This is a genomic window from Desulfovibrio sp. 7SRBS1 (assembly GCF_049723905.1).
In the GTDB taxonomy this organism is placed as follows: Bacteria; Desulfobacterota; Desulfovibrionia; order Desulfovibrionales; family Desulfovibrionaceae.
Genome location: NZ_JBJKFD010000001.1, coordinates 3,019,294 through 3,039,364 on the forward strand (window position 1 = coordinate 3,019,294; position 20,071 = coordinate 3,039,364).

13 protein-coding genes are annotated in these 20,071 nt (G+C 54.6%); 7 read left to right on the top strand and 6 right to left on the bottom strand.

All coding sequences use genetic code 11. The features are described from left to right. Nucleotides 1–14 precede the first annotated feature (14 nt). Complete coding sequence (locus tag ACI0FJ_RS13620) at nucleotides 15–1,205, bottom strand: sensor histidine kinase (protein WP_424304441.1); 1,191 nt, start codon at nucleotides 1,203–1,205, stop codon at nucleotides 15–17. Between the two features lie 278 nt (nucleotides 1,206–1,483). Here ACI0FJ_RS13620 and ACI0FJ_RS13625 point away from each other — a divergent pair, with 278 nt between their 5' ends. The 4 genes from ACI0FJ_RS13625 (at nucleotide 1,484) to ACI0FJ_RS13640 (ending at nucleotide 6,567) form a co-directional block, all read left to right on the top strand. Then, nucleotides 1,484–2,053 (top strand): TetR/AcrR family transcriptional regulator, encoded by a 570-nt coding sequence (locus ACI0FJ_RS13625; protein ID WP_424304442.1) that lies wholly within the window; start codon nucleotides 1,484–1,486, stop codon nucleotides 2,051–2,053. A 146-nt stretch (nucleotides 2,054–2,199) separates the two neighbouring features. Continuing rightward, a complete protein-coding gene (locus tag ACI0FJ_RS13630; protein WP_424304443.1) occupies nucleotides 2,200–3,426 on the top strand; it encodes an HlyD family secretion protein in 1,227 nt (408 codons plus the stop codon). A 2-nt stretch (nucleotides 3,427–3,428) separates the two neighbouring features. After that, entirely contained in the window at nucleotides 3,429–5,006 is a 1,578-nt protein-coding gene (locus ACI0FJ_RS13635) for a DHA2 family efflux MFS transporter permease subunit (RefSeq protein WP_424304444.1), read from the top strand. Between the two features lie 205 nt (nucleotides 5,007–5,211). After that, nucleotides 5,212–6,567 carry a D-serine ammonia-lyase gene (locus ACI0FJ_RS13640; RefSeq protein WP_424304445.1) on the top strand — a complete coding sequence of 452 codons (1,356 nt, stop codon included), beginning with the start codon at nucleotides 5,212–5,214 and terminating at the stop codon, nucleotides 6,565–6,567. A 728-nt stretch (nucleotides 6,568–7,295) separates the two neighbouring features. Here ACI0FJ_RS13640 and ACI0FJ_RS13645 read toward each other — a convergent pair. From ACI0FJ_RS13645 to ACI0FJ_RS13665, 5 genes are all read right to left on the bottom strand, one after another. Next, nucleotides 7,296–8,108: a tetratricopeptide repeat protein gene (locus ACI0FJ_RS13645; RefSeq protein ID WP_424304446.1), complete on the bottom strand. Its 813-nt coding sequence runs from the start codon at nucleotides 8,106–8,108 to the stop codon at nucleotides 7,296–7,298. Between the two features lie 99 nt (nucleotides 8,109–8,207). Next, nucleotides 8,208–10,658, bottom strand: a complete 2,451-nt coding sequence (gyrA, locus tag ACI0FJ_RS13650; protein WP_424304447.1) for a DNA gyrase subunit A — start codon at nucleotides 10,656–10,658, stop codon at nucleotides 8,208–8,210. 147 nt (nucleotides 10,659–10,805) lie between these two features. Further along, entirely contained in the window at nucleotides 10,806–13,202 is a 2,397-nt protein-coding gene (gene gyrB / locus ACI0FJ_RS13655) for a DNA topoisomerase (ATP-hydrolyzing) subunit B (RefSeq protein ID WP_424304448.1), read from the bottom strand. A gap of 2 nt (nucleotides 13,203–13,204) precedes the next feature. Beyond that, on the bottom strand, nucleotides 13,205–14,377 hold the full coding sequence (gene dnaN, locus ACI0FJ_RS13660; RefSeq protein ID WP_424304449.1) for a DNA polymerase III subunit beta: 1,173 nt from the start codon (nucleotides 14,375–14,377) through the stop codon (nucleotides 13,205–13,207). Between the two features lie 134 nt (nucleotides 14,378–14,511). After that, nucleotides 14,512–15,870 carry a DnaA ATPase domain-containing protein gene (locus ACI0FJ_RS13665; protein WP_424304450.1) on the bottom strand — a complete coding sequence of 453 codons (1,359 nt, stop codon included), beginning with the start codon at nucleotides 15,868–15,870 and terminating at the stop codon, nucleotides 14,512–14,514. A 598-nt stretch (nucleotides 15,871–16,468) separates the two neighbouring features. On the opposite strand from ACI0FJ_RS13665, the gene ACI0FJ_RS13670 reads away from it, so the two are divergent. The 3 genes from ACI0FJ_RS13670 (at nucleotide 16,469) to ACI0FJ_RS13680 (ending at nucleotide 19,736) form a co-directional block, all read left to right on the top strand. Beyond that, a complete protein-coding gene (locus ACI0FJ_RS13670; RefSeq protein ID WP_424304451.1) occupies nucleotides 16,469–17,644 on the top strand; it encodes a homocysteine biosynthesis protein in 1,176 nt (391 codons plus the stop codon). Between the two features lie 314 nt (nucleotides 17,645–17,958). After that, nucleotides 17,959–19,068, top strand: coding sequence for a DUF362 domain-containing protein (locus ACI0FJ_RS13675; protein ID WP_424304452.1), 1,110 nt, complete (start codon nucleotides 17,959–17,961; stop codon nucleotides 19,066–19,068). A gap of 245 nt (nucleotides 19,069–19,313) precedes the next feature. Further along, nucleotides 19,314–19,736 carry an ATP-binding protein gene (locus ACI0FJ_RS13680; protein WP_424304453.1) on the top strand — a complete coding sequence of 141 codons (423 nt, stop codon included), beginning with the start codon at nucleotides 19,314–19,316 and terminating at the stop codon, nucleotides 19,734–19,736. Nucleotides 19,737–20,071: the final 335 nt, after the last annotated feature.

Consider the following 20,071-nt stretch of genomic DNA (forward strand, 5'->3'; position numbering starts at 1 on the left):
CAGAAACCAAAATGCTAGAGCGAGATTTTTGTATCAGCGTCACTTGAACCATCCACGGGGCAGGCATCGGATTCCGGGTCGTGCGAAGGAAGCTTGATAACAAAGCTGGCCCCCTTGCCAGGTATGCTCTGCACCTGGATGTTGCCCCCCAGTTCCGTGACGATGCGACGGACTACCGCCAACCCCATGCCTACTCCTACAGTTTTTGTCGTATAAAAGGGATCGAAAAGATAGGGAATATTTTCCTCCGCAATTCCCCGGCCATTGTCCTGCACGGTAAAATACGTCCATTTATCATCGTCATTGTGGACGGTTACGGAAATGGCCACCTTTTCATAGGTGTGGGTGGATTCCCCTCCCTTGCCGCGCACGGGAATCTCCCGGCCCGATTCCAGGGCATTGACCAGGAGTTCATGCAGGGCGGATTCCAGCAGTTGGGAATCGGCAAACACGCTGCAGATGTCCACATCCTTTTTCCACTCGAACTCCAGCCCCAGTTCGGCGGCCTTTTCCTCCAGAAAGAGACGGGCGTCCTCCACTACACCGGCAACGCTCATACGCCGGGGCGTGGGTTGGGGGAGGGAGGCAAAACGACTTACCGCCCCGACAATCTGTTCCAGCTTCAGACATTCCTCCCGTATCCCGTCCAGATAGTGGACAATGGAGGGGGTATCCACAGCCTTGCGGCTGGCAAGTCCGGCCAGCCCACCTATTCCCATAACCGGATTGCGTATCTGGTGGGCCACGGAAAGGGCGAGTTTGCGCAGTCCTTCCCCACGTTCCTCCCGGATGCGGGAACGCTCTTCCAATACTCTTTTCTCACGCAGATGCATGTTGTGCTTCTCCGTGGTGTCCTGCATCAGGAGGACTATTCCGGCCACCGAATCCCCGTCCCGCAAAAAAGAGGAGGTGATGGAAAGGCGCAGCCTGGTGCCGTCGGGCCGTTCGTAATAGACGCTGCGTACCAGATGCATTTTTTCTTCGCGTATGACGTCTATGAGCACCTGGTTGAACTCTATATTTTTGTCCGCATGGAAGAAAAGCAGCCCCCACCCCGTGCTGACCAGTTCCTCGCGCTCATACCCAAGCGTATCGCAAAGCGCTGCATTGGCCACTACGATCTCTCCTTCCGGATTGATGACAGCCAGGCCCACAGGAAGGCTTTGCAGAATGTTCTGAACAATAAGCTGTTCAAAATTTGTCATAAGACCGCTCCATCTATGGCGTTCCAGTTCTACCCCTCCATGTACCACCTGGAGGACGACTTTCTCCGTATCACGAAACAATAAATCGAATAAATTAAAATATGGTGAAATACCGTCAATTTCACAAGACCGGCCGACGCTGCGGGAAAGGGATGATTCATAAAACCCGGAGTCAGTTTTTGACATTGCTCCGGCGAGTGCTTATTTAACCGACCCCACTTAGTACTGACCAGTCAGTTTTTATTTTAACAACCCGAACTCATTATTATTTTAAAGTCATGTCCAAATATTCCGAAGAAAAAAGAACGCGCATTCTGAACGCGGCAGCCGAACTTTTTGCAACCCAGCCATTCCACAAGGTCCTTCTCAGCGACATCGCAACCATGGCCTCCGTGGGCAAAGGCACGCTGTATCTGTATTTCACCAGCAAGGACGAACTCTACCTCTCCGTTGTATTCCGGGAATTATCCGGGCTTGTGGAAGAAATAAAACAAATGCTCGGGGAAAAACAGCAGTCTGCCAGGGAACAAATGTCCATAATCATCAGGGAACTGGTGAAACGCATATATGGAAACTACACCATAACCGAGCTGTTGCGGGGAGCAGTGGTGGATTTGAACGGCATGGAAGACTGTGCCCAAAAACGAAAGGAACTTCGCAGTCTTGTTGAATCGGTCATCCGGTTCGGCGTGAAAAACGGAGAATTCAAAGATACAAATCCGGCGATTACAGCACAGTATGTGCCCGGAATGATCCGTTCCGTAAGCCTTTTTCCCCTCAACGATGTTGATTCAACCACTATTTACGAACACTCCAGAGATTTCATTCTCAAGGGTTTGTCTGCCTGACAGTCCTGTTCCAACTTTTTTAACGACATCATCGCCTCATATTGCCAGGTGATACCCGGCCAGTGTTGCCAGGAGCTGTAAAACAGCCCCTGCTCTATCAGCACCGGAGCTTCAAGTTTTTTAGCCGACAAAACGCAGAGGATACCATGAACGACATACCTGCCAAAGATATAAACACGACGCCTTCCAAAAAAAGAAAAATGAAAAAAAAGCTGGGGCTGCTTGCCCTGGTTGTGGTGGTTGCATTGGCAGCCGCGGCCATCCCCTTGTATACCTACGCCGTATCGCACGAATCCACGGACGATGCCTTTCTGGAATCGCATGTGGTGGCCATGAGCCCGCGCGTGGACGGCCATGTGAATAAGGTACTTGTGCAAGACAACCAGAAAGTGACCAAGGGCCAGCTTCTGGTGGAAATAGACCCGCGCGATTACGAAGCCGACCTGAACATTGCCCAAGCCAAAAAAAGGGCTGCCGAAGCCGCGGTGGAAGCTGCCAGGGCCGACACGTCCACGACAAAGAGCGTGCTGCAGCAACGCCTGGCCGACCTTGCCTCGCAAAAGGCCTCCCTGGCCCAGGTAAAGGCGGATGTGACGGAAAACGAAGCCCAGTTCACGCGCGACGCCACCGACCTGCAACGCATCAAAAAAATCGAAGCCGCAGGAGCGGTCAGCCGCCAGGAACTGGACCACGCGGCAGCCACGGAAGCCATGAGCCGCGCCAAGATGAACTCGGCAAAACGGCTTGTGGATACCCATATGGCGAAAATTCTCCAGGCCAAGGCCGCGGTGGAAGCCGCGCAGAACACCCTGCTTCAGGTCCAGGCCCAGATGGAAGAACGCACTGCCGACCTGCAGCGCGCCACGGCCGAAGTAGAACAGGCCCGTCTGAACCTTTCCTACACCCGCATCACCGCACCCTGTAGCGGCCATGTAACCAAAAAGTCCGTGGAGGCTGGAGCCTATGTCCGGGCCGGGCAGAACATGTTTTCCATTGTGGAGGATGAAATCTGGGTGGTGGCAAATTTCAAGGAAACCCAGCTTTCCAAGATGCGGGCCGGGCAGCATGTGGATGTGGAAGTGGACACCTACCCCGACGTTGTCTTCAGCGGCAGGGTGGACAGCATCCAGCGCGGCACCGGCTCCCGCTTCACCCTGCTCCCTCCTGAAAATGCGGCAGGAAACTACATCAAGGTGGTCCAGCGCGTACCGGTCAAGATCGTGCTCGAAACAAACGAGGCCATGAACAAATACCTGCTGGCCCCCGGAATGTCGGTCATCCCCACCGTGGACCTCTCGACTGCAAACCTTTCCACTGCAGACCTCTCAAATGGGGAAAACAAAACCCTGGCCCAGATGGAATCGGGATCGTAGCCATGGCCGGATTCAAAGACCCGGAGGCCATGTCTCCGGCGGAACGGTGGACCATAGCCCTGACAATGCTGATGGGCTCTTTCATGGCCGTTATGGACACCAGTGTGGTGAACGTGGCCCTGCCCCACATGATAGGCAGCTTCGGCCAGGACCTCTCCTCCATCACCTGGGTGGCAACCGCCTACACCATTGCCGAAATCATCATGGTGACCATGTCGGGCTGGTGGTGTACGCTCATAGGCCGCAAAAAACTGCTGCTGGTGTCGTTCACACTCTTCACCATAGGCTCCATACTGTGCGGAACAGCCACCACCTTTACCCAGATGATCATCTACAGGGTCATCCAGGGAATAGGCGGCGGATCGCTCATTCCCCTTTCCCAGGCCATTTTGCGCGAGACCTTTCCCCTGGACCAACAAGGCATGGCAATGTCCATCTTCGGCATGGGCGTTGTGCTTGCCCCGGCCCTTGGCCCCACCTTTGGCGGATGGCTCACGGATACCTATGGCTGGCCCTGGATTTTCTACATCAACATCCCCATCTGCATCATCGGCATCCTGCTCATAGCCAGGTTCATTTTCGATCCCGACTATCTGCGGCGCGGCGTCAAATCCATTGACGGGCTGGGCATCGCCCTGCTTGCGGTCAGCCTCACCACCATGCAGATCGTCCTGGAACGCGGCCAGGACAAGAACTGGTTCGAATCCACGCAGATACGGGTGTTCACGGCCATTACGGTTCTCTCGTTCCTGGCGCTCATAATCTGGGAACTGCGCTGCAAAGAACCCATAGTGAACCTGCGCATACTCAAGGACAAAAACCTGGCCCTGGGTGCGGTCATAGGGCTCATATTCGGCGTGTCGCTCTTCGGCACCACCTTCATCCTGCCCCAGTTCACACAGCAGCTGCTCGGCTACCCCGCGTTCCAGTCCGGTCTTGTCCTGGCTCCCCGGTCCATCTCCCTCTTGCTCTTCATGCCTGTTTCGGGCTGGATGTTCCAGAAGGTGGGCGCCCGGCCGCTGCTTTTCTTCGGCATCGCCATGATATCCATCTCCTACTACGGTCTGGCCCGGTTGAGCATTCAGGCGGGGTTCTGGAATCTGATGCCAACGCTGGTCATCATGGGTATCGGCATGCCCTTCATGTTCGTGCCGCTCAGCACGGTTTCCTTGAGCACCACCGAAAGAAAAAACATGACCGACGCATCCGCCCTGTACACCCTGAGCCGACGCATTGGCGGCAATTTGGGATACGCCCTGGCCGCCACCTTGCTGGACCGGGGAATAACCGCCCACAGAATGTACCTGGCAAGCCACATCAGCAATTTCAGCCAGACCACACAGGCCTATCAGGCTTCTCTGGCAGACATGCTGCGCGATTTGGGACTGAATGCCGTGGCGGCATCCCGCCTCTCCATAGCCATGATGGAAAAGGAGCTGGTACGGCAGGCCACAATGCTTGCCTACAACGATGTTTCCGTTGTGTTCGGCTGCCTATTCCTCGGGCTTCTTCCCTTCATCTTCCTCATTCCGGGCAGGGAGGCGATTATGGAAGTTCTGAGTCGAAAAAAACGGTCCTGACGGTTTGCTGAAGTACTCCGAAAAAACAGCCGTGGGCGTTACATACAGCGCCTGCGGCTTTTTGCGTTTGGCCGGCTGGAATGGCCCTGCCGGATGTTACAGATTTTTTCATTGATATTTTGTGAAAATTACAAAACAGTCCTACCATAAATGGCAGGATGACAATTTTTCCCCTGTATTATCCAATGTGCGGAGTTTTTCCCCAATGAACAACACCCTTTACGGCGGTAAAACCGTCGAGCAATGGATAGACCAACATCCCCTTCTGAACGACATGACAGCCATGCGGGAAGTTTCCTGGTTCAACCCGGATACCAAGCCGTGCGCCGAGGCCATGGCCCATATTTCCCTGGGCGAATCCGACGTGCGCGACGCGGCCGACAGGCTGGAACGTTTCCGCCCCTACATTGCCCTGGCCTTCCCGGAAACCGAGCAGGCCGGAGGACTTATCGAATCGCCCCTGTGCCGGGTACCTGCCATGCAAAAGGCCATGCGCCCTCTGCTGCACACGGAACTTCCGGGAACCCTGCTGGCAAAATGCGACAGCCAACTGCCCATATCCGGCTCCATCAAGGCACGCGGCGGCATCTACGAAGTCTTGCAGCATGCCGAATCCCTAGCCCTGGAAGCCGGTCTCCTTTCCCTGGATGACGACTATTCCCGGCTGGCAAACGACGAATGCCGCTCATTTTTTGCCAAGCACTCCATTGCCGTGGGCTCCACCGGCAATCTCGGCCTGTCCATCGGCATCATGGGAGCGAGTTTCGGCTTTCAGGTCAGCGTGCACATGTCTGCGGACGCCAGACAATGGAAAAAGGATCTGTTGCGCAGCAAGGGAGTGCATGTTCTGGAATACGAGTCCGACTACAGCCTTGCCGTTGCCCAGGGCAGAAAACAGGCCGAGTCCGACCCCGGCTGCTATTTTATTGACGATGAAAATTCCGTGCACCTGTTTCTGGGCTATGCCGTGGCGGCTCGGCGCCTCAAAAAACAGCTTCAGGATATGCATATCATTGTGGATGGCGACCATCCCTTGTTCGCCTATCTGCCCTGCGGCGTGGGCGGCGGTCCCGGAGGCGTTGCCTTTGGGCTGAAGCTCGCCTTTGGCGACAATGTCCACTGCATCTTTGCCGAACCCACCCATTCTCCGTGCATGCTGCTGGGCCTTTTTACCGGACTGCACGATCAGGTCAGCGTGCAGGATTTCGGCATGGACAACATCACGGCCGCGGACGGGCTGGCCGTGGGACGGCCCTCCGGCTTTGTGGGCAAAACCATGGTCCACCTGCTGGACGGCGTATACACCGTAAGCGACGACAACCTGCACCGGCTGCTCGCCCTTATGGAAGAAAGCCAGGGCATCCGCCTGGAACCGTCGGCTTTGGCAGGACTGCCCGGCATGGCGCGGGTACTGAACAACAGCGACTATCTTGAACGCCACGGGCTGGTCCACACAATGGAAAGCGCCACCCATCTGGCCTGGTGCACGGGCGGCAGCATGGTGCCGGAAAAGGAAATGAACGCCTATATTGCCAAAGGCAGGGAGCTGCTCAATAACTGAGATTATCTCCCAGCCAGTTTTCAACGGGGCAAAAGGAATAATAGGCTGTGCAGACGATTTCTGCGCAGCCTTTTTATATGCACCACTCAGTTTAAAAAAAATGTCGTTTCAGAAAAAAACGCTACAAACTTATTTTAAATTACATATGGTTAGCAACTATACGAAACAAATGTGGATAACCATGAGGCAAAAATGTCGCTCAAGGGAAGAAAGCACCAAATGCACCAGATAATGTGCGGACCGGCTCCTCTTCAAGCAACTTGCTGTTCTTCCTTTAAATATATATTTCAATAAGTTACTATCATTACGAACAGAGGAACCACCCTCTACTAATACAACAAGAAAAAATACATATTTATTTGAAAATGTTCGGAAAAAAAATCATTGAAAGATTGCATCAATGGCCCGACACTCTCTCCGTCAAAATGGAAGCCCCTTTCTCCCAACCATCCGGCTGAAAGCCATAGGAAAAGAAAGCCTCCGCATCATGTGCACGGATTGCAATCTGTGGGAATCCAATTGGGACCAAACCATATTTCAGGAAAAAAGATCCCCTGGAAAACAAGGGAAGATAAGGGAAGACTCTTTGCCTGTGGCAGGAGCGCGTCCGTTAAATCCCATAATCATACATGAGGTAGAACGAACGGCACGTCACATGATGGGCCATGCCTTGCCAAAGGAGGTGTGAGCGCACCTGAAAAAACTGTTTTCAGATCGCAGACATCACACTAGTGGGGCAGCGCGTCGGGATATTCCTTGAGCAGCCTTTCTATTTTGGCTTCCACGGCAATGGGATTGGGATGGGTCTTCTTGATGGATTCCAGAAGTTCGAGCGCTTTGACCGGCGAATTGAGATTGAGATAGACTTCGGACAAGAGAAACTTGGCCACACTTAGGTCCTCAGAGCTCATAGTTCCGCTCTGAATCACTTTTTCCAACAGGTTGCGTGCCTCGGTCCAATTCTCCACCAAAGTGTACGTATGGGCCAGCTCATAGAGCAGAGCGTCCTCGCAGGGGAGGGCGTCCACCTCGTCGGGATTGTGGATATGGGTATTTTCACGAAGCAGGTGGAGCAATGCCTCGTATTTGCCCTGCATCTTGTAGGCCTGGGCAAGGTTGAGAATGGTGGAGCAGGTCGTGGCGTTGTCCTGCGGCTGCAAACGCAATATCTGGCGCCAGGCGTCGGCCGCCTTTTCCCAGTGGCCGCTTTGCACCTGCAGGCGGGCAAGCTTGCTCATCACCTGGCGGAAACGGGTGTTATCCCCGCCGTATTCCAGGCGCATGGCTTCCAGAAGCACCATTGCCTTGTCGTTGTCGCCCTTCACCACGCTGGAAATCTCGTAGAGATTGTTCCAGACCTCCCAGCGGTGCTTTCCCTGGGGAAAATTCTGAAGATACTGTTCGTACAGCTTTTCCGCTTCCAGATACCATCCGGCGGTATAGGCCTTTTCTGCGCGGGTGTAGATGTCGTTCCCCGGAGCAGGGGCGTTGCAGGCGCAAAGAGACAGCGCCAAAACGAATAGATATGCGAATCGAAACAACCCTCTTCCTCCGAAAATCCTGCCCCCCGCCAGCCAAACGCAAGACAAGTCAGAAGCCGGAGCGGGTATCCGCTCCGGCTTCATTGAACATACTGTTATTTAATCGCAATCTATCTCGTTTTCCCGGATGAGGTCGAAGCCTGCCACCCGGTCGCCGTTGTCCATGGACACCAGGCGGACGCCCTGTGTCGCACGACCGACAACGCTGATTTCCTTGACCGCGATACGGATGACCTTGTTGCCGGAAGTCATCATCACGATTTCGTCGTCGCCGTCCACCATCATGGCGCCGACCACAGGCCCGGTCTTGGGAGTGATCTTCATGTTGATCACGCCGCGGCCGCCACGGCTCTGTTCGCGGTAATGCTTGATGAGGGTCCGCTTGCCGTAACCGTTTTCCGAGATGCTCAGCAGGTGGCCCTTGCCGGGAACCTGTTTTTCCTGGTCGTCGGGATCCACCACCACGGCGGAGACAACACGGTCGCCATCGCGCAGGGCAACACCCTTCACGCCTGCCGTGCCGCGGCCCATGGGACGCACTTCGCCCTTGCAGGAGAAGCGTATGGCCGTGCCGTCGCGGGTGATGAGCACAAGCTGGTCGTCGTTGCTGACTTCGCGCACCATGATGAGTTCGTCGCCGTCGCGCAGGTTCACCGCCTTGATGCCGCTGGAGCGGACATTGGCGTACAGGTCTTCGGCAGAGCGTTTGACCATGCCCTTGCGGGTGACGAACAGGAAGAACTTGTTATGGTCGAATTCGCGCACCGTAAGGGCGGTGGCGATTTCCTCGTCCTTTTCCAGGGGAACCAGGTTGGCGATATGCACGCCCTTGGCATAGCGGCTGCCCTCGGGCACCTGATGCACCTTGAGCTGATACACCTTGCCGAAGCTGGTGAAGAGCAGCAGATACTGGTGGTTGGAGGTGGTGCAGAAGTTGTGGATGAGGTCGCCCTCGGAGGTCTGCACACCGGCAATGCCTTTTCCGCCCCGGCGCTGCTGGTGGTACACTTCCAGCGGAACCCGCTTGATGTAGCCGCGCTTGGAAAGGGTGATGACCACGTCGTCGTCGGCAATGAGGTCTTCAAGGTCGATGTCGTCCGGATCATTGTCCAGAATGACCGTGCGGCGCGGTGTGGTGTAGGTGGTGCGGATATCCTGCAGCTCTTCGCGGATAACGCCCTTGAGTACGTCCTCGTTGTTCAGGATGCTTTTGAAGTATTCGATCTTCTTGAGCAGTTCCCGGTACTCTTCCATCAGCTTTTCGCGTTCCAGACCGGTGAGCCGTTGCAGGCGCATGTCCAGAATGGCCTGGCTCTGGATGTCGGAAAGTCCGAAGCGTTCCATGAGGCGGGTCTTGGCTTCGGGCGCGTTGGCCGAAGAGCGGATGATGGACACGACTTCGTCGATATTGTCCAGGGCGATGCGCAGCCCTTCCAGAATGTGGGCCCGGGCTTCGGCCTTTTCCAGATCGAAACGGGTACGGCGCAGGATGACTTCGCGCCGGTGCAGCAAAAAGTAATACAGCACCTGCTTCAGGTTCAGCAGCATGGGGCGGTTGTCCACCACGGCCATCATGTTGATGCCGAACGAGGTCTGCAGCGGCGTGTACTTGTACAACGAATTGGTGATGATGTCCGGGATGGTTCCCTTTTTCAGGTCCAGGACAATGCGGATGCCGTTGCGGTCGGATTCGTCGCGCAGGTCGGAAACGCCTTCAATGCGTTTGTCGTTGATGAGCTGGGCGATCTTTTCGACCATGGAGGACTTGTTCACGGCATAGGGAATCTCGGTAATGACGATGGACTGCCGGTGGTTTTTGTGATCCTCCACGTTTACGGTGCCGCGTATGCGCACGGTGCCGCGGCCGCTGGCATAGGCGTCGCGCAGCCCCTTGCCCGCATACAGGCTGGCGCCTGTGGGAAAGTCCGGGGCTTTGATAAAGCCGGTCAGGTCGTTGATGGTGCAGGCCGGATTGTCCAGCAGATACAGGGTGCCATCAATCAATTCGGCCAGATTGTGGGGCGGAATGTTGGTGGCCATGCCGACGGCAATACCGCTGGAACCGTTGAGCAGCAGGTTGGGAACCTTGGCAGGCAGAACAGCCGGTTCGTTCAGGCTGTTGTCGTAGTTGGGCCGCCATTCCACGGTCTGCTTTTCAATATCGCCCAGAAATTCACCGGCCAGCCGGGCCATGCGGACTTCCGTGTACCTCATGGCAGCCGCGGAGTCGCCGTCAATGGAGCCGAAGTTACCCTGTCCGTCAACCAGCGGGTCGCGCATGGAAAATTCCTGGGCCATGCGTACCAGGGCGTCGTACACGGCCGAATCGCCGTGAGGGTGGTATTTACCTATGACGTCGCCGACAACACGGGCGGATTTCTTGTAGGCCCGGTTGTAGTAGTTGCCCAGCTCGTACATGGCGTAGAGAATACGCCGGTGAACGGGCTTGAGTCCGTCGCGTACGTCGGGAATGGCTCGCCCGATGATGACGGAAAGCGAGTATTCCAGGTAGGATTTCTTTATTTCGTTCTCAATGGTGATCTGACTCACAACAACTCCTTGCCCAGGTTCGGCTGTTCGGACGCACGGCCCACAGTCCCGTCCTGGGAAATGATCCGGTATACCCGGCCCCGGTTCAAAGTCCGGGAGCAGATTATCGTTCGGTCGGCGCTCTCTCGTTCCGTTATGGAGCGCATACTAAATATCGAGGTCCGACACGTTGAGCGCGTTGCGCTCGATGAATTCCCTGCGAGGCTCGACCTTGTCGCCCATGAGCTTGCTGAACACGTCGTCCGCGTCCTGGTCGTCCTCGATATCCACACGCAGCAGCGTACGTTTTTCCGGGTCCATGGTGGTTTCCCAGAGCTGCTCCGGGTTCATTTCACCCAGACCTTTGTAGCGCTGGATGGAGTAGCCTTTCTGGGCTTCGTCCAGAATGAGGCTCAAAAGCCTGAATAGCCCCTGCACCTCTGTTTTTTCCTCTTTGCGTTCCAGCACAAAGGCAAACTCGGGCGAAGCAACGTCGAACACCCTTTCCATGACCTCGTGGCCCTGGCGGTACAATTTGGAATTGAAAAATTCCACACCCAGCCGGGTCATGGCGCCGTCATGGGCCATGAAAACCAGAAAGGCGCGTTCTTCCTCTTCTTCTTTTTCGAGTTCCAGTTCCACGCTGTATCCGCTTTCCGCCAGGCAGTCCCGCAGTTCCTGGGGAACACCTTCTTCAAAAGAGGCCGGGCTGAACGGGTTGCGGCAGCTGGACAGCAGCTGGAAGAGCTGTTCCGGAATGCCGAAGTTGTGGGCTTCCTCGGCTTTGGTGCGCACGGAGCGGATGGCCTTGAGAAACGAGGTAATCTGCTCGCCTTCAAGGGGATCGCCCACACCGGTATGGATTTTCACCTCGCCGACGATGCGCTCCATGAGGAAATCTTCCATTTCCTTTTCGTCCACGATGAATTTTTCAAACTTGCCTTTGTGCACCCGGAAGAGGGGCGGCTGGGCAATGTACAGGTAGCCGCTTTTGATGAGCTCCTCGTACTGGCGGTAAAAGAACGTCAGCAGCAGTGTACGGATGTGTGCTCCGTCCACGTCGGCGTCTGTCATGATGATGATCTTGTGATAGCGAAGCTTTTCGATATCCATCTCTTCTTCGCCGATGCCCGCACCCATGGCCGTGATGAGGGCCCGGACTTCCTTGTTGCCCAGCATCTTGTCGAAGCGGGTCTTTTCCACGTTCAGGATCTTGCCTCGAAGCGGCAGGATGGCCTGGAATTTCGGGTCTCGGCCCTGTTTGGCCGAACCGCCTGCGGAGTCACCTTCCACTATGAAAAGTTCGCTCAGCTCGGCTTTCTTGCTCTGGCAGTCGGCCAGCTTGCCGGGCAGCGAGTTGTCGGAAAGCGCTCCCTTTCTGCGCACCAGGTCGCGGGCTTTGCGGGCGGCCTCGCGGGCCCGGGCCGCGTCCACGATCTTTTCCACGATGGCCTTGGCATCCTGAGGATTTTCCTCAAAAAAGGTGTTCAGGCTTTCGTAGACAATGGAGGAGACAATGCCCGCCACTTCGGAGTTGCCCAGCTTGGTCTTGGTCTGGCCTTCAAACTGCGGGTTGGGCAATTTGACGCTGATGATGGCGGTAAGGCCTTCACGCACGTCTTCGCCGGTGACCTTCTGCTTGAGCTTCTTGGGCAGGTCCGCGTTCTGGATGTAGGTGTTGACGGCCCTGGTAAAAGCCGTCTTAAAGCCCACCAGGTGCGTGCCGCCTTCCTTGGTGCGGATGTTGTTGGCAAAGGTGAGGGTGTTTTCCTTGAACCCGGCATTGTACTGCAGGGCAAAGTCCACCAGCACGGAATCGGACTCGGCGGTGCCGGAGACGATATTGTGCAGCTCGCCTTCGCCCTCGTTGAGATCCTTGACAAACTCGATGATGCCGCCTTCGTAATGAAAGCTTTCCTCGGTCTGGGTGCGTTCGTCCTTGAAGACGATTTCCAGCCCCTGGTTCAGATACGCCACCTGCTGGAAGCGTTTCAGCAGCACTTCATGGACGAACTGGTTGGTCTCGAAGATTTCCTCGTCGGGCCGAAAGCGGATGGTGGTGCCGGAATCGTCGGCCTCGCCCATGTCCAACAGATCGGTCACGGGAACGCCGCGCTCGAAGCGCATGGAATATCTTTTTCCGTCGCGCCGTACCACGGCTTCCATGTATTCCGACAATGCGTTCACGCAGGAAACACCCACGCCGTGCAGACCGCCGGAAACCTTGTAGGTATCGTTATCGAACTTGCCGCCCGCGTGCAGCTTGGTCATGACGACTTCGAGAGCCGGACGCTTCAGCTTGGGGTGCATGTCCACGGGAATACCGCGGCCGTTGTCGATGACCGTGACGCTGTTGTCCAGGTGGAGGACAACCTTGATGCGGCTGCAATACCCGGCCATGGCTTCGTCGATGGAGTTATCCACGACTTCATAGACCAGGTGGTGCAGGCCCCGCACGTCGGTTGACCCGATATACATGGCCGGGCGTTTTCGTACCGCGGCCAGCCCTTCGAGAACTGTAATGTTTTCGGCGCTATAGGCCTGTTTTTTGGACTGCTCGGACATGCTTAGGCGTCTTCCTCGGTATAGTAGGTTTCCTCGACTATCTTCATCGGCATGATGATCACCAGGTAATCCTGGTCGTCATCCCCGGTGATGCCGCAGGGTCCTTCACTCCCGGTAAGGGTGAAGGTCACGGTCTCGGAGTTGAAATGTCCGAGTATCTCCTTGAGGTTCCCGGTGGGGAAGGCGATCTTGTCTATCTCGCCGGTGAACTGTATGGGCAGATCCTCCGTGGCCGTGCCCACGTCCTGCCCCTGTGAAAAGAGTTTCAGCTCGTTGTTTTCAAACGTGAAGTTGGAGCAGCGGTTGTTCTCGGAGCTGAAGATCATGATACGTTCCAGGGCGGCGATCAGTTCCTCCCTGTCCACGCTCATCTTGGAAAGCTCTCCTCCCTCGCCGTTCACCTTCTGCAGAAAACCGCTGTAGTCCGGGTAGGTGTAGTAGGAAAGGGGCAGACTGAAGGTTTCCACCTTGTCCGCGGTGCGCAGAAACAAACGCTTTTCGCTGATGGCCAGTTCTATTTCATCGGTGCTGAGCCATTTCTTCAGTTCGTTGAGGTATTTCTTCTGGATGAGGACGCCCGACTCGGGGAGCATGGCGTGCACATCGTCGTTGATAAAGCCCATCATGGCGAACTGGTGGCCGTTCAAACCGCAGGTCTCCACGGATTTGCTTCCGTCGGCGCGAACCTTGGGCACCACGTTCATGCAGGCGATGGCCTCCATGGTGTCTTCATCGGAGATGCAGTAGACGACCCGGTCGATGAGGTCCTGCAGAAAGTCGCCGGACCAGAAGACGCTTTCTCCTTCCGGGTAGTCGGAAAATTTCTGGAACCAGTCGGGATCGTTGATGGGCAGTTTGTATTTTCTTTTGCCCTGTTCGATGAGCAGATTCTTGCTGGCATCGTCCATGCGGATGACGATTTCCCCGGCAGGCAGCTTGCGCACCAGATCGTAAAAGGAGCGGCCCTGTACTCCGGCCAGACCCGGAGTTTGAACCTGGGCCACATAGGTCCCGCAGAATTCCAGGTTGGAATCCGTGGACATGATGCTGACGCTTTCTCCTTCGGCTTTCAGCCAAATGGTGCGGAGATAGGCAGCCCCTGTCTTGGCGGGAATGATATTTGACGATTTCTGGAGTCCGTCAATGATGTCATCTCTGAACACTTTCAGGTACATAATGAATTTCTCCTTGTCGTATTAATAGAGGGGCTTTCCTCTGTTCGTATCGTTTATAACCAGTTGAAATAAAACTCTAAAAGAAGAACACGAAGTTGCCTGAATATGATCCGGTTGGAACACGATCGTGTGCATCACATGTTTTCTTCCATTGAGCGACATTTTTCCTTCAAGGTTATCAACAGTTGTTTCATATCTTTGTTAACCCGTTGCAATTCATCAATTTTATTTACGGCATAAAGAACAGTCGAGTGGTCCTTGCCTCCGAAAATGCGTCCCAGTTCGGGGAAGGATATCCCCATGAGCTTCCGGATAAGATACATGGAAATCTGCCTGGCGCGGACGATGTGCTTATGCCGCCTTGTACCTTTCAGTTCGGCAGGGTCCACGTCGAAATGCTCGGCCACAGTCTTCATTACTCCATCGGGGGTAACGATGGGCTGGGGAGCGTTTTCAGCATGGCTGAGGATGTGCTCGAAATCCTTGATTCCTATATCGCGATTGAGCAATTTAGAATAGGCAAAAAACTTGATGAGAATCCCCTGGAGAGACCGGAAATCACTGAATCTCTGGGCCAGGGTTATTTCCTGGTCGCTGTCCAGTTTCATCTTTTTCTGACGGCACTGGTTGCGGATGTATTTCACCCGTATATCAAAGTCGGGTTTCTTGAGTGTGACGATGAGCCCCCACTCCAGGCGCGACTTCAGCGTGGGGTCCAGAAAATCGTACAGGGTGATGCGCTGGGGGCATACGACGATCATCTGCTTCTTGTGCTCGTAGAAATGGTTGAACAGGGCAATGAAGTCGTTCTGCAGGTCCGGATGGTTGCGGATGAGATGGAAGTCGTCCACCAGCAGGGCATCGTAGGTGCAGATCTTTTCCCTGGCCGCATGGGGGGCCGAGTACTCCCTGGAATTGAATATTTGGGCGATGTCCTCGATGGAGCCCAGAAAAATGGACTCCGTGTCCTGGCTTTTGCTCAGCTCGTTGCCGATGGCGCGCAGCAGGTGGGTTTTTCCCGAACCGCTTTCCCCGCATATGACGAACGGATTGAAAAGGATGTTCTTTTGTTTGGAAACTTCCTTGGCAGAGGCCAGGGGAAAATAGTTTTTCTTGTTCACCAGAAAACGGTCGAAGGTATATTGGCTGTCGAAGGGAAAATCGATCCTTTTGGATTGCGACATGCCGGGAATCATGGCCGAGGCTGCGTCCTGCGGGCCATTGCCCGGGGAGTGGCTGACGTTGTTTCCGTTGCCCCCGTTTCCATTGTTGTACTGGATTACGTAGCCGGGGCCGAAAAAGGCGTTGAGCTGTTCCTCGAAACGTCCCTGTATATTTTCCGCAAACCAGGTGGAGAAGAAGATGTGGGGAAAATGAACATTGAGACGTCGGCTTTCGCTGCTGAGGTGCAGCTCAAGCGGATCGTACCAGCGTTTAAGTTCCTGGTTGGAAAAAGATTGTTCCAAGTGTTGGCGTAGGTCGTTTTTAAACAAGGCGGTTTCGTTGCTGTAGCTGTTGGAGTGTTGTTGTTTTTTGCGGAGGGGGTAAGAAAGCTATCTGCTTTTCAACAAGTGTGAAATGCAAATGCGGAGCTTCCTTTGAATTCTCCGAACTCTCAAGCGAACCCCCGCACGCAAGGGGGAACCATAGCTTAAAAGAGCTTGGTATACAAGCCTCTTGGGGATTAAGTGGCGGCCTTTGGAAAGACAATAACCCTACCCTTTCGGGTGGAATAGGGGCAGCCTTTGTGCTGCCTCCTGTGGAAAACATGGGCAGGATGAAGATGGTTGCGGAAAAGAGGCTGACCATGTGGACAATTTTTGCGAAAACCAACTATATCAAAAACAATTGAAATAAAGTATATTGTTGCAAAATTGTTTTGCTGTGCTATGGAGAAGGAAAGTGCAGGCCGAATCCGGCGGCCATGGAACCAAAAATGGTTTCATGCTCTACGGGAAAAGCGGTGTGGACCGTGAAACCCGGTCGGGTCGATCCCATGTTCCTTTGGAGCATGACCAGCCACGGCAGGTCCCGTAGCCGAAGTTTTCGGAGTGCATGTTTGCAGAGCAACATATTAGGAGGAAATACAATATGTCGGAAGCCCATTCGGTCAATAAGACCATAGAGGAAATCAACAACCGTATTCGCAAAGGTCAGGCCGTGGTTCTCAATGCCTCGGAAATGACCAAGCTTGTACGGGAAAAGGGCAAAGTAGCGGCTGCCAAGGAAGTGGACGTTGTAACCACTGGGACTTTCTCCCCCATGTGTTCGTCCGGAATGTTCTTCAACTTCGGCCAACCCGAGCCTCCGGTCATTCGTGCCAATGACATCTGGCTGAACGACGTGCATGCCTACGGCGGCATTGCCGCGGCCGATGGATATCTTGGCGCGACACAGACCAAGATTGATGATCCGCTCAACAAGGTCCACCCCGGCAAGTTCACCTATGGTGGCGGCCATGTCATTGAAGACCTGGTTGCCGGAAAGGTGGTGAAGTTTAGGGCCAAAGGCTATGCCACGGACTGTTACCCCAGGGAATTGCTGGAACGCGACATCACCCTTGCCGATCTGCCGTACGCCCACCTGCTCAACTCGCGCAATGCCTACCAGAACTACAACTGCGCACTGAATCTGGGCAGCAAGACGAAATATACCTATATGGGGCCGCTCAAGCCGCATATGCGCAACGCCAACTTTGCAACTTCGGGCGAACTCAGCCCGCTGTTCAATGACCCGTACTGCAAGACCATAGGACTCGGCACCAAGATTTTTCTTGGCGGCGGCGTGGGCTATGTACTGGGATCGGGCACGCAGCATGTAACCAACCCCAAACGCAACGAACGCGGCATTCCCCTGACCGCATCGGGAACGCTCATGCTGAAGGGCGACCTCAAGCAGATGAATGCCAAGTGGCTGCGCGGATCCAGCATTCTCGGGTACGGGTGCAGCATCTTTGTTGGCGTGGGCATTCCCATTCCCGTGCTGAACGAGGAAATCGCCTGGTATACCGGCGTGGGCAACTCGGACATTGAAATGCCCGTGCGCGATTATGGTCACGACGTGCCCAATGGCGTGAACAACATCCTTGCCCATGTAACGTACGAGGATCTGCGTTCCGGCGAAATCAAGGTGAAGGGCGAGAAGATCCAGTCCTTTCCGCTGACCAGCTGGGTGCTTTCCATGGAAATCGCCAATACGCTCAAGTCGTGGATTGAAAAGGGCGACTTTTTGCTGACGGAGGCGCAGGAGGAGATCATCTCCATATAGGTTTTAGGCTGCTGAAAACGGCGTGCTAGCTTCGTTGTTGCACCACTTCCAGAACCCTCGTGTATAAAAGAATACACTTCGGAACCTGGAAGAGGCTTACGCCTCGCTTTCGCACCGTTTTAAGCAGCCTGCTGACGAAATAAATAAAAAGGCCTGGATTGGGATTGTGGTATCACTTTTCCGTCCAGGCCTTTTCTATACAAGTTTGGCGGGAAGATTTTTGTTCCACTATATGGAATATCATCTTTTGACGTCACGGTTTGGGACAATGTAAGCGGTCTTTGAAAGACCAACTAACAAGAAAGGACATATGCATGCCATCCGAAGTTTTCCTTTGGGAGTTGCGCGCATCATACAAAGCGCCGCCCGAAACCCGCATCAAAAAGCTCCTCAAAAGCGCCGGGCTTTCCAAAGCCGTGCACAACGGCGACCTGACCGCCGTAAAAATCCATTTCGGCGAACGGGGCAATACCGGGTACATCAATCCACAGAGCATACGTCCCATCATAGCCCTGCTGCGTAAAATCGGGGCCAAGCCCTTTCTTACGGATACCTGCACCCTGTACGCCGGACAGCGCGGTGATGCCGTGTCTCACAGCCTTCTGGCTGCCGACCACGGGTTTGATCCCAATATCATCGGCGCGCCCTGCATCATTGCCGACGGGCTTCGCGGCGAATACGAGGTGACTGTTCCTTTTGACGGAAAATATCTGGAACAGGCCCATATTGCCGCCATGATTGATTCCGCGGACGCCATGGTGGTTTTGAGCCATTTCAAAGGCCATGCTTCCGCAGGCATTGGCGGGGCAATCAAGAATGTGGCCATGGGCTGTGCCTCGCGCCGGGGCAAGATGCTCCAGCACAATATTTCCCTCCCGGTGGTCCATCCGAAAAAATGCAAAGGATGCGGCCTGTGCGTTTGCCTGTGCGGCTCCGGGGCATTATCCCTGGACGACGACAAGCGCATTGTCCTGGATGGTTCCCGCTGCGTGCGCTGCGGTGCCTGCTTCCATGTTTGCGAAACCCACGGCATAGGCATCAATTGGCAGGAAAGCGGCAGCGAGTTTTGTAAGCGTCTGGCCGAACATGCAGCAGCCTTGCTGCAACGCCGCCGCAAACCCGTGCTCTTCGTCAACGTCATCCGGGACGTGACCCCGGAATGCGACTGTGTTCCTTATTCCGACGCGCCCCTCTGTCAGGACATAGGCATTGCCGCCTCCCTGGACCCGGTTGCCCTGGACAAGGCCTGTCTGGATCTGGTCAATGCCGCGCAGCCCATCTACCCCAGCAAATTGCCCGAAGGCATTGTGCCGGGCATGAACAAGTTTTTTGCCGTGCATCCCAGCGTGCCCGAAGACTACGGGCTGCAATATGCCCAGGATATTGGGATGGGCAGCCTTTCCTACACGCTCAAGCGTATTTGACCCGGCCGCCGGAACGGTAAATATGTATGAGTTGACGAAATCCATACCACCCGAATATGGTTACTGCGAATCCAAAGAAGTGTGAGTAAGTTCAATTTGCAGGCTGCTCCCAAAAGGTGCCAATGCGAGGCATGAAGAAAACTCAAGGCCGGCGTGTGTATTCTATACACCCAAGGGGTCGGGTTTTTTGAAATAACCAAGCTGGCGTGTCTTTATCAGCAGCCGGGAATACCCCGGGCTGTCGCATGGACAACGAACCATATCTCAAGGTGGCCGTGGAAACGGACATCAGCAAAGTACCGGCCATACTGGACGCGGTGCATAATATGTTCGTGCAAAAGACAAAGCTTGGGAAAAAACGCGACCTCATGTTCACCATCGAACTCGTAGTCGCGGAAGCCTGCACCAACGTTATCAGACATTCGTACCCGAAAGGGGAAAAAGGCATTCTGGAACTGGAAATAAACGTGGACGAGAATGCCGTTCATATCGAGATCGCCGACTTCGGACAAAGCTTCGACCCCTCCTCGCTTCCCGAACCAGACCCGGATAATCCCAAAACCGGCGGGTACGGAGTCTTTATTATCAAGAACAGCATGGATACTTTTGCCTACGAAAGCAAAAATGGACGTAATGCGCTGAGATTGACTAAAAAATTGAAAGAATAAATATACCAAGCTGTTCAAAATAGTGCGAGAGCAAGGCGTAAGGAAAACGCAAGACCGAAGTGTATTTTTATATACACGAGGGTTTGAGTTTTCTGAAACAACGCAGCTATCGTGCTATTTGGGACAGCTTGGTGGGGCGCTGCCCCACACCCCGCCATGAGGCAACGGCCTCCTGGACCTGCGATTATAAATAAAAAAGCCCTTTCGCCAAAGCAGCGAAAGGGCTTTTAAATTTTAGTCCAAATGTGCGGGTTGCTCAAAAATAGCTACCAAAATTCGAGGCCACGTAAGTTTTGTTACCCGGCAAGGCGCAGTTGGTTTCGCAAGCGAGGACA

Coding starts and splice junctions, on each gene's coding strand:
- ACI0FJ_RS13630 (WP_424304443.1), top strand. CDS start 2,200: ATGAACGACATACCTGCCAAAGATATAAACACGACGCCTTCCAAAAAA.
- gyrB (WP_424304448.1), bottom strand. CDS start 13,202: ATGTCCGAGCAGTCCAAAAAACAGGCCTATAGCGCCGAAAACATTACA.
- ACI0FJ_RS13635 (WP_424304444.1), top strand. CDS start 3,429: ATGGCCGGATTCAAAGACCCGGAGGCCATGTCTCCGGCGGAACGGTGG.
- ACI0FJ_RS13620 (WP_424304441.1), bottom strand. CDS start 1,205: ATGACAAATTTTGAACAGCTTATTGTTCAGAACATTCTGCAAAGCCTT.
- dnaN (WP_424304449.1), bottom strand. CDS start 14,377: ATGTACCTGAAAGTGTTCAGAGATGACATCATTGACGGACTCCAGAAA.
- ACI0FJ_RS13670 (WP_424304451.1), top strand. CDS start 16,469: ATGTCGGAAGCCCATTCGGTCAATAAGACCATAGAGGAAATCAACAAC.
- ACI0FJ_RS13680 (WP_424304453.1), top strand. CDS start 19,314: ATGGACAACGAACCATATCTCAAGGTGGCCGTGGAAACGGACATCAGC.
- ACI0FJ_RS13675 (WP_424304452.1), top strand. CDS start 17,959: ATGCCATCCGAAGTTTTCCTTTGGGAGTTGCGCGCATCATACAAAGCG.
- ACI0FJ_RS13625 (WP_424304442.1), top strand. CDS start 1,484: ATGTCCAAATATTCCGAAGAAAAAAGAACGCGCATTCTGAACGCGGCA.
- ACI0FJ_RS13640 (WP_424304445.1), top strand. CDS start 5,212: ATGAACAACACCCTTTACGGCGGTAAAACCGTCGAGCAATGGATAGAC.